11 protein-coding genes are annotated in these 14,861 nt (G+C 61.6%); 7 read left to right on the forward strand and 4 right to left on the reverse strand.

Features of this window, described 5'->3' with window-relative positions; all coding sequences use genetic code 11:
* Window positions 1-18 precede the first annotated feature (18 nt).
* The 7 genes from uraH to ACP148_RS03800 all read left to right on the forward strand — a co-directional run bounded on the left by uraH (window position 19) and on the right by ACP148_RS03800 (window position 9,807).
* Entirely contained in the window at window positions 19-393 is a 375-nt protein-coding gene (gene uraH, locus ACP148_RS03770) for a hydroxyisourate hydrolase (protein ID WP_425033133.1), read from the forward strand.
* Entirely contained in the window at window positions 390-1,853 is a 1,464-nt protein-coding gene (gene xdhA / locus ACP148_RS03775; RefSeq protein ID WP_421951512.1) for a xanthine dehydrogenase small subunit, read from the forward strand. Before uraH ends, xdhA begins: the two co-directional genes overlap by 4 nt.
* Window positions 1,853-4,189, forward strand: a complete 2,337-nt coding sequence (xdhB, locus tag ACP148_RS03780) for a xanthine dehydrogenase molybdopterin binding subunit (RefSeq protein ID WP_421951260.1) — start codon at window positions 1,853-1,855, stop codon at window positions 4,187-4,189. Before xdhA ends, xdhB begins: the two co-directional genes overlap by 1 nt.
* Window positions 4,186-5,019 (forward strand): xanthine dehydrogenase accessory protein XdhC, encoded by an 834-nt coding sequence (xdhC, locus tag ACP148_RS03785; RefSeq protein ID WP_421951261.1) that lies wholly within the window; start codon window positions 4,186-4,188, stop codon window positions 5,017-5,019. Before xdhB ends, xdhC begins: the two co-directional genes overlap by 4 nt.
* Window positions 5,016-6,245, forward strand: a complete 1,230-nt coding sequence (locus tag ACP148_RS03790) for a urate hydroxylase PuuD (protein WP_421951262.1) — start codon at window positions 5,016-5,018, stop codon at window positions 6,243-6,245. Before xdhC ends, ACP148_RS03790 begins: the two co-directional genes overlap by 4 nt.
* Window positions 6,242-7,546, forward strand: coding sequence for a guanine deaminase (guaD, locus tag ACP148_RS03795; protein WP_421951263.1), 1,305 nt, complete (start codon window positions 6,242-6,244; stop codon window positions 7,544-7,546). Before ACP148_RS03790 ends, guaD begins: the two co-directional genes overlap by 4 nt.
* A gap of 89 nt (window positions 7,547-7,635) precedes the next feature.
* Window positions 7,636-9,807 carry a malate synthase G gene (locus tag ACP148_RS03800; RefSeq protein WP_421951264.1) on the forward strand — a complete coding sequence of 724 codons (2,172 nt, stop codon included), beginning with the start codon at window positions 7,636-7,638 and terminating at the stop codon, window positions 9,805-9,807.
* Between the two features lie 33 nt (window positions 9,808-9,840).
* Here ACP148_RS03800 and ACP148_RS03805 read toward each other — a convergent pair whose 3' ends face one another.
* From ACP148_RS03805 to ACP148_RS03820, 4 genes are all read right to left on the reverse strand, one after another.
* Complete coding sequence (locus tag ACP148_RS03805; RefSeq protein ID WP_421951265.1) at window positions 9,841-11,508, reverse strand: tannase/feruloyl esterase family alpha/beta hydrolase; 1,668 nt, start codon at window positions 11,506-11,508, stop codon at window positions 9,841-9,843.
* Window positions 11,509-11,581: 73 nt separating this feature from the next.
* Window positions 11,582-11,908 (reverse strand): hypothetical protein, encoded by a 327-nt coding sequence (locus tag ACP148_RS03810; RefSeq protein ID WP_421951266.1) that lies wholly within the window; start codon window positions 11,906-11,908, stop codon window positions 11,582-11,584.
* Window positions 11,909-11,954: 46 nt separating this feature from the next.
* The gene (ade, locus tag ACP148_RS03815) at window positions 11,955-13,664 is read right to left on the reverse strand and encodes an adenine deaminase (protein WP_421951267.1); all 1,710 of its coding nucleotides are present in this window, start codon (window positions 13,662-13,664) and stop codon (window positions 11,955-11,957) included.
* A gap of 112 nt (window positions 13,665-13,776) precedes the next feature.
* A complete protein-coding gene (locus tag ACP148_RS03820) occupies window positions 13,777-14,850 on the reverse strand; it encodes a BMP family ABC transporter substrate-binding protein (protein ID WP_421951268.1) in 1,074 nt (357 codons plus the stop codon).
* Between the last annotated feature and the right edge of the window lie 11 nt (window positions 14,851-14,861).

Here is a 14,861-nt window from a genome sequence, read left to right on the forward strand (position 1 = left end):
ATAGTCAGGGGAAATCCAATGGCGCTTGGAGCAGGCATGACCACAATCGGACGGCTGACGACCCACGTTCTCGATACCGCGAACGGGACTCCCGCAAGGGGTATGACCATCGATCTTTACAGGGTGGACGATGGCGGGGCTGTGTTGGAAAAATCGGTGGTCACCAATGATGATGGGCGCTGCGATGGACCTCTGCTCGAGGGGGACGCGGTTATCGAAGGCGCGTATCGGCTGGGCTTTCATGTCGGCAAATATTTCAGCGAAATCAATGGGAAAGGGGTTGAATTTCTCGATGTGGTTTCCGTCGATTTCCGGGTAAGCGACAGTGGGGCGCACTATCACGTGCCGCTGCTGGTTTCGCCCTTCGGCTATTCGACTTATCGCGGGAGCTGATCTTGGACCCGCGCACTGCTATCCGCTTCTATTTGAACGAAAATCTGGTCGAGCTCGATGCGCTCGAGCCGGATCGGACACTGCTCGATTTCCTGCGGCTGGACCGGGTTTTGCGTGGCACCAAGGAAGGCTGTGCGGAAGGCGATTGCGGGGCATGCACTGTCATTGTTGGCCGTATAAGTGGTGGAGTTGTGCGATATTTGCCTGCAAATGCGTGCATAATGCTGGTTTCGATGCTGGACGGTGCGCATGTGGTGACCGTCGAGCATCTGAAGGGTCCTGACGGCGGGTTGCATCCGGTGCAGCAGGCCATGGTCGACTTCCACGGAAGCCAGTGCGGGTTCTGTACGCCGGGGTTCGTGATGAGCCTTTATGGGCTCTGGCTCGCCAATCCCAGCCCTTCGGTTCCAGAGATCGAAAAGGCCCTGCAGGGCAACCTGTGTCGCTGCACGGGCTATGCTCCCATTGTGCGGGCGGCGCAGGCGGTGTCAAACTATGGGTCGATGGTCGAAGACGCGCTCAACAGGGAGCGCGAGGAGATCGTTGCGAAGCTGACGGCGCTCAGGGACGGGCGGCGGGTGATCGTCGAGGGCACGCGCGGCAAGACGGTCGTTCCGGCCGATGTCGATGATCTTGCCGCGGTGCTGACCGAGATGCCCGAGGCGACGATTGTTGCCGGTGCGACCGATGTGGGGCTGTGGGTCACCAAATTCATGCGCGAGATCGCCCCGGTGGTGATCGTGGGGCATCTGATGGGCGAGATTGCCGTCGAGGACGGGCGGATCGTATTTGGGGCCGGGGTGAGTTACGCCAGGGCGTTCGAGACCATTGCCACCCATATCCCGCAGATGGTCGAAATGTTTGATCGGATCGGCGGGGCGCAGGTGCGGGCCATGGGAACCATCGGCGGCAATATCGCCAACGGCTCGCCCATCGGCGACACCCCGCCGCCGCTAATCGCGCTGGGTGCGGAAATCACGCTGCGCCGGGGTGAGACCCGTCGCGTGCTCAAGCTCGAAGATTTCTTCATAGCGTATGGCAAGCAGGACCGGGAAAAGGGCGAGTTCGTCGAAAGCGTCTCGGTGCCTTTGCCGGCGGCGGGCGAACTGTTCGGCGTACACAAGGTCACCAAGCGGCGCGACGAGGATATCACGGCCACGCTTGGGGCGTTTCGTGTGAAAATTGCCGACGGGATGGTGGCCGCAGCGACCATCGCCTATGGCGGCATGGCGGCAACGCCCAAGCGGGCAAGGGCGGTGGAGACCGCGCTGATCGGCAAGCCCTGGATCCTTGAAACGGTCGAAGCGGCGCTGGGCAAGTTCGAGGAGGATTTTCAGCCGCTCACCGATTGGCGGGCCAGCGCCGATTATCGGATGCTGGCAGCAAAAAATCTTCTCAAACGCTTCTATTTCGAGACCGTCGAAGGGCCGAGCCATATCGTTCGACACGAGGTGGCATAATGACGGCGCTCGACAACAAGCCTGCTATCCGCGGCGGCGTGCACGTGCCGCAAAAGCATGATTCCGGGCACAAGCATGTATCGGGGACGGCTGAATATATCGACGACATGCTTGAACCCGCCGGCACGCTGCATGCGTATCTTGGCTTATCGACCAATGCACATGGCGAAATTCAATCGCTCGGGCTCGAAGCCGTACGGCAGGCACCCGGCGTCGTCGGCGTTCTGACCGCAGACGACGTGCCCGGCCACAACGATATTTCCCAGCCCGGCAAGCATGATGAGCCGATCTTTGCGCAAACGCTGGTGGAGTTTTATGGCCAGCCGCTGTTTGCCGTGGTCGCAACGACGCGCGAGGCAGCGCGGCGGGCCGCAAAGCTGGCGCAGGTGAGCTATGCCGAATTGCCCTTCGCGCTCGATGTCGGCGCGGCGCGCCAAGCGGGCGGGAAGCTGGTGACGCCGGGTATGAAGCTCGAACGCGGCGATGTCGCGGCGGGGATGGCGGGTGCCAAAAACCGGGTCAAAGGTTCGATGGAAATGGGCGGGCAGGACCATTTCTACCTCGAGGGCCATATCGCCATGGCGATCCCCGGGGAGGACGACGAGGTCACCGTCCACTCTTCAACCCAGCACCCGAGCGAAGTCCAACATATGGTGGGCCATGCGCTGGGCGTGCCCTCCAATGCGGTCAATGTCATGGTGCGCCGCATGGGCGGAGGGTTCGGGGGCAAGGAGACCCAGAGCAATCTTTTTGCCGCAGTGGCGGCTATCGCCGCAAAGAAATTCAACCGCGCCGTCAAGATCAGGCCCGACCGGGACGATGACATGATTGCCACCGGAAAGCGGCACGATTTCGTCGTCGATTACGAAGTCGGCTATGACGATGACGGGCGGATCGAAGCCGTGGATGCGGTGTTTGCGGCGCGCTGCGGGTTTTCTGCGGACCTTTCCGGGCCGGTGACCGACCGGGCGCTGTTTCATGCCGACAATGCCTATTTCTATCCCAATGTGCGGCTGGTCAGCCAACCGCTCAAGACCAATACCGTCTCAAACACCGCGTTTCGCGGGTTCGGCGGGCCGCAGGGCATGGTTGGATGCGAGCGCTGGATCGAGGACATCGCCTACGCGCTGGGCAAGGACCCGCTCGATATCCGCAAGGTCAATTTCTATGGCGAAACCGAGCGCAACCTCACGCCCTACCATCAGACCGTAACCGACAACATCATCGGACGGGTTGTCGATGAACTTGAGGCGGGTTCGGACTATCGCAGGCGGCGCGAGGCGATTGTCGCCCTCAACAAGACCTCCAGGGTGCTCAAGCGCGGCATCGCACTGACGCCGGTCAAGTTCGGCATCAGCTTTACCATGACCGCCTTCAATCAGGCCGGGGCGTTGGTCCATGTCTATCGTGATGGCTCGGTGCATCTCAACCATGGCGGCACCGAGATGGGGCAGGGGCTTTACATCAAGGTGGCGCAGGTTCTGGCCGATTGCTTCCAGATCGATCTCGACAAGGTCAAGATCACGGCAACGACGACAGGCAAGGTGCCCAATACATCAGCGACGGCGGCCTCGTCGGGATCCGACCTTAACGGCATGGCGGCCGCCAACGCCGCCGAGCAGATCAAGGACCGCCTTGTCCGGTTCGCGATGGACAAATTCAAGGTGCCCGAGGACGCGGTTTCGTTCGAACCCAATTGCGTGATGGTGGGCAATCAGCGCTATGACTGGGCCGATTTCATCGACCAGGCGTATCTGGCCCGCGTGCAGCTTTCAGCGGCAGGGTTCTACAAAACGCCCGACATCCATTGGGACCGGGCGGCGGGCAAGGGGCAGCCCTTCTATTATTTCGCTTATGGTGCGGCGTGCTCGGAAGTGGTGGTGGATAGCCTCACGGGCGAATACATGGTCGAGCGGGTCGATATCCTGCACGACGTCGGCAAGTCGCTCAATCCGGCCATCGATATCGGGCAGATCGAGGGCGGGTTCGTCCAGGGCATGGGTTGGCTGACCACAGAGGAATTGTGGTGGGACGAAAAGGGGCAATTGCGCACCCACGCGCCTTCCACCTACAAGATTCCCGTCGTATCCGATGTGCCCAAGATCTTCGACGTGAGGCTGGCTGAATGGTCCGCCAACACGGCCCCAACCATCCGCCGGTCCAAAGCGGTTGGCGAACCGCCGTTCATGCTGGCGCTTTCGGTGCTCGAAGCGCTTTCGATGGCGGCGGCGAGCGTGGCCGACTATAAGATTGCGCCGCGCATGGACGCTCCGGCCACACCCGAACGCGTGCTGATGACCATCGAACGGCTCCGGCGCGAGGCGGCGGAGCGGTGAGCGTCACCCCGCAACAGCTGCGCGATTTTCTCGACCGTCACAGCCAGGCCGTGCTTGTCGAAGTGACGGAAGCGAAGGGGTCGACACCGCGCGAGGCGGGAGCGTGGATGCTTGTTTCGCCCGACGGGGGAATCGGTACCATCGGCGGTGGTCAGCTTGAATTTCTGGCCATCCGGCGCGCACGGGAGGCCATTGCGTCGGGCGAAGCCGCCGCTGCCCTCGATATCCCGTTGGGTCCCGAGATCGGGCAATGCTGCGGCGGGCGAGTCGGCATCGGCATGCGGGCCGTGGATGCCGATGTTGCCCAGGACGTGCGGGTGCGGGCCGAAAGGGCCTATATGGCGCGTCCCCATGTCTATGTGTTCGGGGCCGGGCATGTGGGCAATGCGCTGGGGCAGGCGCTGTCGCTCCTGCCATTGCGTACCCTGGTGGTGGACAATCGCGCCGCCGAGATTGCCAAGGTGCCCCACGGCGTGGAAGCGCGGCATGTTCCGGTGGCAGAAGCGCTGGTGCGGGAGGCGCCAAAGGGATCGTGCTTTGTGGTTCTCACCCACGATCACGGGCTCGATTTTCTCATCGCGTCCGAAGCGCTGTTGCGTGAGGATGCCGCTTATGTGGGGATGATCGGGTCGAAAACAAAAAAGGCCACCTTCAAAAGCTGGCTTTCGGACATGGGGCTGGATAGGGGGATGGTCGAAAGGCTTGCCATGCCGATCGGCGGGGCCGATGTTCACGACAAGCGGCCCGAGGTGATCGCGGCGCTCACGGCGGCCGAGATCCTACGGGCATTGGCCGGACCGGATTTGGAGTTGGGGCAAAATCAAAAATGACTGATTTCACGCTGTTTTGGGAATGGATGGCGTTCGCCGTGCGCTGGAGCCATGTGATCGTGGGGATCGCCTGGATCGGATCGTCCTTCTATTTCATCGCGCTCGATCTGGGGCTGCGCAAGCATGCCGATCTGCCCGCCGGCGTGCAGGGCGAAGAGTGGCAGGTGCATGGGGGCGGGTTCTATCACGTCAACAAATATATGGTCGCGCCGCCGAACCTGCCCGAACACCTTGTCTGGTTCAAATGGGAGAGCTATTCGACCTGGCTGACCGGGTTCGCGATGCTCATCATCGTCTATTATGCGGGCGCCGACCTGTTCCTGATCGACCGCACCGTGTTCGATGTCGATGCGCCAATAGCGATTTCCATATCGCTGGCCTCGCTGGCGCTGGGCTGGGTGCTCTACGACCTTTTGTGCAAATCGCCTTTAGGCAAGAGCCAGAACGGGCTCATGATCGTCTTGTTCGTGATCCTTCTGGCCATGTCCTGGGGTTATATGCAGGTGTTCACGGGCCGCGCCGCGTTCCTGCATATGGGGGCGTTCACGGCCACGATCATGTCGGCCAATGTGTTCTTCATCATCATCCCCAACCAAAAGAAAATCGTCGCCGCGATGAAGGCGGGCGAGGCGCCCGATCCGGCGCTGGGCGCGCAGTCCAAGCAGCGCAGTGTTCACAACAACTACCTGACGCTGCCGGTGCTGTTCTTCATGCTCTCGAACCATTATCCGCTGGCGTTCGCGACCGAATACAGCTGGGCGATCGCCGGGCTGATCTTTCTGATCGGGGTTCTGATCCGGCATTTCTTCAACACCATGCACTCGACGGGGCGGCGGGAATACTGGACGTTTGCCCTGGCACTGGTGCTGTTTATCGGGATTGTCTGGCTCTCGAGCTATCCCAGGACGCGCATGGAAGCGGAGAGTTTGAGTCAGGCGTCGCAGGCCTTCATGGACGATGCCCATTTTCAGGAGGCGTCCAATATCGTGCTCGGCCGATGCTCGATGTGCCATGCGGCAGAGCCGGCCTATGAAGGCGTCCCTATGGCGCCAAAGGATGTGCGGCTCGATACGCCCGAATTGATCGCCGAGCATGCGCGCGAGATCTACATCCAGTCGGCCCGCAGCCACGCCATGCCGCCGGGCAATGTGTCGTTCATGACCGACGAGGAGCGGCAGATGCTGACCGTCTGGTATCAGTCGGTCACCGGGGAGCGGGGCCTGTGACGGCGAAGATCCTGCGCGGCCGCGTCCTGACCTTCATCTCCGAGCCGGCGGGGGCGGACGATCACCAAAGCTATCGCTATATCGCGGACGGTGCGGTGGTTGTCGACGAAGGCCGGATCGTTTCGGTCGGCGAGTACAATGAAGGGCTCAAGCTTGTTGCGCCCAAGGCGGAGGTGATCGACCACCGGCCCAATCTGATCATGCCGGGGTTCATCGACACCCATATCCATTATCCGCAAATGCAGGTGATCGGGTCCTACGCCAAGGACCTGCTGGAATGGCTCAACACCTATACGTTCGTGGAGGAACAGCGCTTTGCCGATGCCCAGCATGCGGCGCGGATCGCCTCATTGTTCTGTGACGAACTGGTGCGGTACGGGACGACTACGGCGGCGGTCTATTGCTCGGTGCATCCACAATCGGTGGACGCGTTTTTCACCGAAGCGAAAAGGCGCGACATGCGCATGGTCGCCGGCAAGGTGATGATGGATCGCAATGCGCCCGAAGGGCTGCTCGATACACCGCAGCGCGGCTATGACGAGAGCAAGGCGCTGCTTGAGAAGTGGGACGGCGTGGGGCGATTGCATTACGCGATAACCCCGCGGTTTGCGCTGACCTCTAGCCATGCGCAGCTGGAGATGGCGCAGGATCTGGTGCGTGAATTTGCCGACGCCTATGTCCAGACGCATGTGAACGAGAGCCTGGGAGAAATCGCCTTCGCTCGGGAGCTTTATCCCAATCTGCCCGATTATATCGGCATTTACGAGCATTACGGGTTGTTGGGCCCCAGGACGCTGCTCGGCCATTGCATTCACATGACCGACCGCGAAATCGCCGCTGTCTCGGAAACCGGATCGGTGGCGGTGTTCTGTCCGACATCGAATTTGTTCATCGGGTCCGGTTTGTTCGACCGCGAGCGGCTGATGGCGTCCAATGTGCGAATCGGGGTGGCGAGTGATGTGGGCGGGGGAACCTCCTATTCGATGCTGCGCACGCTCGACGAGGGTTACAAGGTGCTGCAACTGCGTGGCCAGAGACTGTCGCCGCTCGAGAGCTTTTTCATGATGACGTTGGGCAATGCGCGGGCTTTGTCGCTCGAACACAAGATCGGTACGCTGACGCCCGGTGCCGATGCGGATATGGTCGTGCTCGATGCCCGGGCCCTGCCGCATATGGCGCTCAAGATGGAACAGGTGGAAAGCCTTGGCGAAGAGTTGTTCCTGCTCCAGACATGCGGGGATGACCGGGTGATTGCCCAGACCTATGTGGCGGGCGAGGCGGCCAAGACGCGCTTGGGTTGATTTCCACATCGTGGAAGGGTTTTCCACAACAGCTTGGCGGGACCAGGCTGGCGCGCTAGCTGGGCGGGAAACGATCAGGAGATTTGCAGATGAGCAGCTATGTCAAAAGGGCCGGGTTGCAGGTCGATGAGCAGCTTGCCGGCTTTGTCGAGCAGGAGGCGCTCAAGGGGCTCGATGTCGCTTCGGACAGCTTCTGGGCGGGATTTGCCGAACTGGTCGCGGCCTATATGCCGGGCAATGGCGAGCTCTTGGAAATCCGGGACAGGATGCAGAACCAGATCGATGGCTGGCATCGGGACAACGGAGCGGTGGCGAACGATCCCGAGGGTTACCAGACGTTTTTGCGCGAGATCAAATATCTCGAGGATGAGCCGGAAGACTTCCGCATTGAAACCGAGAACCTCGACCCTGAGATCGCTGCCGTTTGTGGGCCGCAGCTCGTGGTTCCGGTTTCCAACGCCCGCTATGCGCTCAACGCTGCCAATGCGCGTTGGGGCAGCCTCTACGATGCGCTCTATGGCACCGATGTCATCGCGCGCGAGGGCGATCTGGCGCCGGGGCGTCAATACAATCCCAAACGCGGTGCCGAAGTGTTTGCACGGGCCGGGCATTTCCTCGACCAAGCTTTCCCGCTGCTTGGGGTTAAGCACTGGGCCGTGACGCGATATGGTGTGGACATTTCGGGCGATGTCGCCAGGCTGGTGATCGAAAGCCAGGATGGGCCCGCCAAGCTCGCCTATCCGGACGCTTTTGCCGGTTACTCGCGCGATGGCGACGTATTGCGCATTCTGCTCAGGCACCACGGGCTGCATGTCGAACTGGTGATCGATCCGAAACATCTTGTGGGCAAGGACCATCCTGCCCATCTCGCCGATGTCGTTGTCGAAAGCGCACTGACCACGATTCAGGATTGCGAGGATTCGGTTGCGGCGGTGGACGCCGAGGACAAGGTGGGTGTCTATCGCAACTGGCTTGGGCTGATGAAGGGCGATCTGGCCGATACTTTCGAAAAGGGTGGCAAGAGCGTCACGCGTACGCTCAATGCGGACCGGGTCTATACGGCGGCGGATGGATCGCCGCTCACGCTCAAAGGGCGTGCGCTCTTGCTGGTGCGCAATGTCGGGCATCTGATGACCACGAACGCCATCCTCGATGCGGAGGGCCAGCCGATCGGCGAGGGGCTGATGGATGCGGCCATCACGACGCTTTGTGCCCTGCACGATCGCAAGCTGAAGGCCAATTCGACAACCGGCTCGATCTATATCGTCAAGCCCAAGATGCATGGGCCGACCGAGGTGCTGTTTGCGTGCAACATTTTCGGCGAGGTGGAAAAAATCCTCGGGCTGCCGCTCAACACCATCAAGATCGGCATCATGGACGAGGAGCGGCGGACGTCGGCCAATCTTAAGGCCTGCATTTATGCGGCGCGCGAGCGGGTATTCTTCATCAACACCGGATTTTTGGACCGCACCGGCGATGAAATCCATACGTCGATGGAAGCCGGGCCGGTGCTGCTCAAGGACCAGATCAAGGCCGAACGCTGGATCGGGGCGTATGAAGATCGAAACGTCACCATCGGGATTGCCTGCGGGCTGACCGGCCGCGCCCAGATCGGCAAGGGGATGTGGGCCCGGCCCGACGACATGGCGGCGATGATGGACCAGAAGATCGGTCACCCGAAATCGGGCGCCAATTGCGCATGGGTTCCCTCGCCGACGGCGGCGACGCTGCACGCGTTGCACTATCACGAGGTCGACGTGTTCGAAGCGCAGAAGCGCCGGCACAACGAGCCCATCCCGACATTGACCGAACTGTTCTCCATGCCGGCGCTCGATCCCGCGACGCTTTCGGCCGAGCAGATCCAGCGTGAGCTCGACAACAATGCGCAAGGGATTCTGGGCTATGTGGTGCGCTGGGTCGATGCGGGCGTGGGGTGTTCGAAAGTGCCCGACATCAACGATGTGGGGTTGATGGAAGACCGGGCGACCTGCCGCATCTCATCGCAGGCCATTGCCAACTGGCTGTGGCATGGGGTGGTAACCCAGGATGAGGTGGTGGCGACGTTTACGCGGATGGCCAGGGTCGTCGATGAACAAAATGCGAGCGATCCGGAATATGAGGCCATGAGCGGTGATCCGGAGCACTCCATCGCCTTTCAGGCCGCCTTGGCGCTTGCGCTTGAAGGGGTCGAACAGCCTTCGGGCTACACCGAGCCGATCCTGCACGCCAAGCGGGCGGAAAAGAAGGCAGCGCGCTCATAGGGAAAGGCCCGCCATCTGGCGGGCCTTTCGCACTCACTGGCAGGTAAAGCTCGTTTCGCTCATTGGATCGTCACCGACATAGGCCGTGACCATCGGATAGGGGCAGAGCTTGCGGGTTGCGCCGGCAATGTCGGCGAGTGCCGTATTGTCCTCCGACACCTCGGCCACCACAGGTCCGGGTTGGGTTCCATTTTCCACCCATTCGACAAGGCTGGAGAAAAAATCGAACCGGTCGGTCGCCGGACCACCGACACCATGCGGCATGCCTGGAACGCGGTAGAACATCGCGAAGTCCTCAGCGTCGCCGCCATTGTTGGCATCAAGCATCGAATACCAATCGGTCGTATCGTTGACCGAAAAGACCGGGTCGGACACACCATGAAAGACGATCAGCTTGCCACCCGCATCGCGGAATTGGGTCAACTCTGGATTATCGGCGCCCGGAGGGGTCATGAACTCTACAGCGGATTCTTCAAATCCATCGGCGGTTTCGAAGATTGCGGCGGCGTCGGTGTCGAAGTCGAAATCGAGCAGATATTGTTCGAGAGCGTCAGGTGTGCCGTCAATTTCGGTCGGCGGGGTGGTGAAGATCTGGGCAAGCGAGGACGAGCCCATCACCGCGATAAGCGGCATGCCGTTCCAGGGCGGAATGCCGCTTTCGAGCTTCCAGAAGCGCCAGTCGGGTGAAGCAATGCCGATATCCCACGGCCAATCGGAATAGAGCGCGTCACCAGCCGAATTGACAGGCCCCCCGTGGATGGTTCGCAGAGCCTGGACCTGGGCTGAGGTCAGGCATTGGCCGTTGGCACCGTCAGCGCATTGCACCGATGCGACGTCGAAGGTGGCCTGGCACGAATCGGTATCGCCCACGATACCGTCGGCAAGCCCATCGAGTTCGTCGCAGGCGGCGAGAATGGCGTCGGCGACCACCTGGAGGTCTTCAGGCGTGAACGCAGCCCTTATATCTGGATTGATAGCGCTGAACGCCTGGACGTCCCATGCGTGCTGGACAGCTGCCTTGGGCAGATTGAAGCCCGGATATCCGGCAAGCAGGCCGTCGAAAGCGTCCGGCATACGGGCGGCGGCGACCATGGCATGACGGCCGCCGTTCGAGCCGCCCACGCCGTAAACGTATTCGGGAGCTTCGCCATAAAAGGCCTGAACCATCTCGAGCGCGATCGGATGGAGCTTTGCAACGGCACCATAGCCGTAATCGGAGCGGGCCTGAGGGTCGAGCCCGAACCGGGCGCCCCCGGCAAGACCGGCGTCGGGATTGGCGTCGCCGCGATGGCCGGCATCGCTGGAAACAACGGCATAACCGCGGCCCAGGGCGGTATCGTCCGCCATGCCGCCCAGCAGCGAGCCCGTGGCGGGGACGATGCTGCCATCATTGCCGCCGTTGAACTGGTGCACGAAATCGCCGTTCCATTGGTCGGGCAGCCGGATTTCAAAACCTATGGCGTAATCGGCTCCGTCGACGCCGGTACGCTGATCGATGGCGGCCTGGATGCGGCAATGATCTACCGCGAAGTCCTCGCCAGCGGCGACGGGCCCGGCGGTTTCGATGACGAGTCCCTCAATGCCGAAGCTTTCTGTGGTGATGTCGGCGCAGGCCAGGGATTGGGCCGAAGTGCCGGTCGATGCAAGCGCGACGGCGGTCAATGCTGCCATGGCCAGCAGCCCGTTTGTCCATAACCTCATGGTCTCTCCTCCCAGTTGTTATGCGATATAATGGTTATCCATCATATGCACTCTGGCAAGAGATTTCTCCGAACTACCCCGGCGGCGTGGAAGTCTTGCGGTCGCGACGGCTGCGGCGCCAGAGCTTGAACTGGCGTTCGCCGCGCAGGATCGTCGAACTCATCGGCCGCCGCAGGAAGGGCAGGTCGATGGCCAGCAGCAGCAGGCCGAGCGGCAACATCCAGAGACCGAGGAATGGCAGGAAGGATGCGAGGCCGCCGACGCAAAGCAGGATGCCGAGCGGGATGCGGATGAGCATGGCCCAGGGCTGGCGCAGGACATAGATGACCATGGCGAAACGCGGGAAACGCGCTTCGAGGCGTAGGAACAGGCGTTCGAGGCGGGTCCGCTCTTTGGTCATGCCCTAAGAGATAAGAGGGAAAGTGGCTTTATCAAGCCGGGTACATTCATGAAACGAAATCGAACGCGTCGACATCGAACAGTCCGTTGTCGGTCATTTTCAGGTGCGGGATGACCGGCAGGGCGAGGAACGCCACCTGGAGAAAGGGTTCGGGCAGGGTGCAGTCGAGCGCTTTTGCCGCCGCACGCAAATGTTCGAGATGTTCGGTGACGATCTCGAAGGGCTCCTGGCTCATCAATCCCGCGATGGGCAGGGCGAGGTCCGCAAGGATTTCACCCTCGCAGGCCACGGCAAAGCCTCCGCCGATTTCGATGAGTCGATTGACCGCCAGCGCCATGTCCTCATCGGTGACGCCGACAACTGTAATGTTGTGGCTGTCATGACCGACCGACGAGGCAATGGCTCCGCGCTTGAGCCCGAAGCCCTTGACGAAAGACCGACCGATATTGCCGTTGATGCCGTGCCGTTCGATGACGGCCACCTTGATGACATCGGCAGCGGTGTCGGGCTTGAGGCCGGCTTCATCGCTGGCCAGGGCCGCGCTCTCGCGGAAGGTTAGGATGAGGCCAGGTTTGACGCCGATCACCGGGACTTCATTCCTGTCCGGATTGGGTGCGGTGATGAAAGCCGATGCCTCGACCGGCTTGGCCTTCATGGAATCGAGACCGACCGGGGCGACCTGTTCGCGGGCGGCCCAGAGCGTTTCGGTAACGAGCCGACCGGCGGACACGACATCTGAAACCCGGCAGTCGTCCAGACTGTCGAGCAGGGCGATGTCGGCGCGCCAGCCCGGCGCTACGTGGCCGCGATCCTTGAGGCCGAAAATGCGCGCGGCGGAATGGGATGCGGCGCGATAAACATGATGGAGAGGACAGCCATGGGCGATCAGGCGGCGGATCGAAGAATCCAGATGACCTTCTTCGGCGATATCAAGCGGGTTGCGGTCGTCGGTGCACAGCGCGACGAAAGCTGAGGTGTTCTCATCGAGGATTTCGGCCAGAGCATCGAGGTCCTTTGACACCGAACCCTCGCGAATGAGGATGGCCATGCCCTTGGAGAGTTTCTCGCGGGCCTCCTTTGCGCTTGTCGCCTCGTGGTCGGTGCGGATGCCGGCGGCGAGATAGGCGTTGAGGTCGAGCCCGGACAGCAATGGTGCGTGGCCGTCCATGTGCCGGTGCTGGAAGGCTTCAAGCTTGGCCAGAATGGCTGGATCGGTATTGATGACGCCGGGGAAGTTCATCATTTCGGCCAGCCCAATGACCTTGGGATGGTCGGCAAAGGGTAAAAGATCGTCGATCTCGAGCCGCGCACCTGCGGTCTCGAAGGGGGTGGCCGGCACGCAGGAAGACAGATTGATGCGGATGTCCATGATCGATCGTTCGGCACAATCGAGGAAATAGCGGATGCCTTGGGCGCCAAGGACGTTGGCGATTTCGTGAGGATCGCAAATGACGGTGGTCACGCCATGGGGCAGCACGCAGCGGTCGAATTCGAGCGGGGTAACGAGCGAGGATTCGATATGGAGGTGGGTATCGATGAAACCGGGAACGGCGAAACGGCCCGCGCCATCGATTTCAGTCCTGCCTTCATAGCGGCTATGGGTGCCGACGACGCGATCGGCGACGATGGCGATGTCGGTTTGGACGATCTCGCCGGTGATGATATCGAGGCGCTTGACGTTCCTGATGACCAGATCGGCAGGCTCGGACCCGCGTCCGGCGCGGATCATACGGGCGAGAGTGGCGGCATCGGTCATCGGTTGGCTTCCGTTTTTGGTTGTTATCAGGGTGTCGTGAGGCGGGGACGGGGTCAAGAAACAAAAGCGGCGGCATTGCTGCCGCCGCCTTCGATTGACAGTGCGTCCGGGCTTATTGCGGAAGCTGGTCGTCCACGCCTTCGACGTAGAAGTTCAGGCCCAGCAGGGTGCCGTCATCGGCCTGTTCGCCTTCGGCGAGCCAGACGCTGCCGTCCTGCTTGGTGATGGGGCCGGTGAAGACAACGAGTTCGCCGGACTTGATGGCTTGCTCGGTTTCCTCGGCCAGCGCGGCGACCTCTTCGGGCATGTTGGTATAGGGCGCCATGGTCAGGATGCCGTCGACCAGCCCGTCCCAGCTATCGGAGGTTTCCCAGGTGCCGTCGATCACCGCGCCGACGCGCTCGATGTAGTAGGGCGCCCAGGTGTCCACGATTGCCGTGAGCTGTGTCTCGGGACCGGCTTCGATCATGTCGGAAGCCTGCCCGAAGGCCTTGATGCCGCGGGCGGCGGCTTCCTGCATGGGTGCGGTGGAATCGGTGTGCTGGGTGATGATATCGACGCCCTGGTCCATCAGGACCTTGGCCGCGTCGGCTTCCGCGCCGGGATCGTACCAGGAATTGGCCCAGACCACCTTGACGGCGAAATCGGGGTTGATCGACTGGGCGCCGAGCATGAAGGCGTTGATGCCCTGCACCACTTCGGGGATCGGGAACGAGCCGATATAGCCGGCAACGCCCGCTTCGGACATCGAGGCGGCGATGACGCCCTGGATGTAGCGACCCTCATAGAAGCGCGAATTGTAGACCGAAACGTTCGGCGCGGTCTTATAGCCCGTGGCGTGCTCGAACAGCACCTCCGGGAAGCGCTCGGCGACGGCAATGGTGGGGTCCATGAAGCCGAAAGAGGTGGTGAAGATGATATCGCAGCCCGAACGCGCCATGCGCTCGATGGCGCCTTCCGAGGTGGCTTCGGCGACGTTCTCGATGAAGCGGGTTTCGACAGCATCGCCATATTCTTCCTCGACGGCTAGGCGGGCGATGTCGTGGGCCTGGCTCCAGCCGCCGTCGGTGTGCGAACCGACATAGACGAAGCAGGCTTCGACCGGCTCGTCCTGGGCCATGGCGGCGGGAACGAGAGTCAGCGACAGCGCCGTGGCTGCCGCAAGGGTTGAGAGGAGCGTTTTCATGAGTGTCCCTT

It is taken from the genome of Pelagibacterium sp. (assembly GCF_965249125.1).
Taxonomy (GTDB): Bacteria; Pseudomonadota; Alphaproteobacteria; order Rhizobiales; family Devosiaceae; genus Pelagibacterium.

Coding starts and splice junctions, on each gene's coding strand:
- ACP148_RS03810 (WP_421951266.1), bottom strand. CDS start 11,908: ATGACCAAAGAGCGGACCCGCCTCGAACGCCTGTTCCTACGCCTCGAA.
- uraH (WP_425033133.1), top strand. CDS start 19: ATGGCGCTTGGAGCAGGCATGACCACAATCGGACGGCTGACGACCCAC.
- ACP148_RS03805 (WP_421951265.1), bottom strand. CDS start 11,508: ATGAGGTTATGGACAAACGGGCTGCTGGCCATGGCAGCATTGACCGCC.
- ACP148_RS03800 (WP_421951264.1), top strand. CDS start 7,636: ATGAGCAGCTATGTCAAAAGGGCCGGGTTGCAGGTCGATGAGCAGCTT.
- ACP148_RS03790 (WP_421951262.1), top strand. CDS start 5,016: ATGACTGATTTCACGCTGTTTTGGGAATGGATGGCGTTCGCCGTGCGC.
- ACP148_RS03820 (WP_421951268.1), bottom strand. CDS start 14,850: ATGAAAACGCTCCTCTCAACCCTTGCGGCAGCCACGGCGCTGTCGCTG.
- ade (WP_421951267.1), bottom strand. CDS start 13,664: ATGACCGATGCCGCCACTCTCGCCCGTATGATCCGCGCCGGACGCGGG.
- xdhB (WP_421951260.1), top strand. CDS start 1,853: ATGACGGCGCTCGACAACAAGCCTGCTATCCGCGGCGGCGTGCACGTG.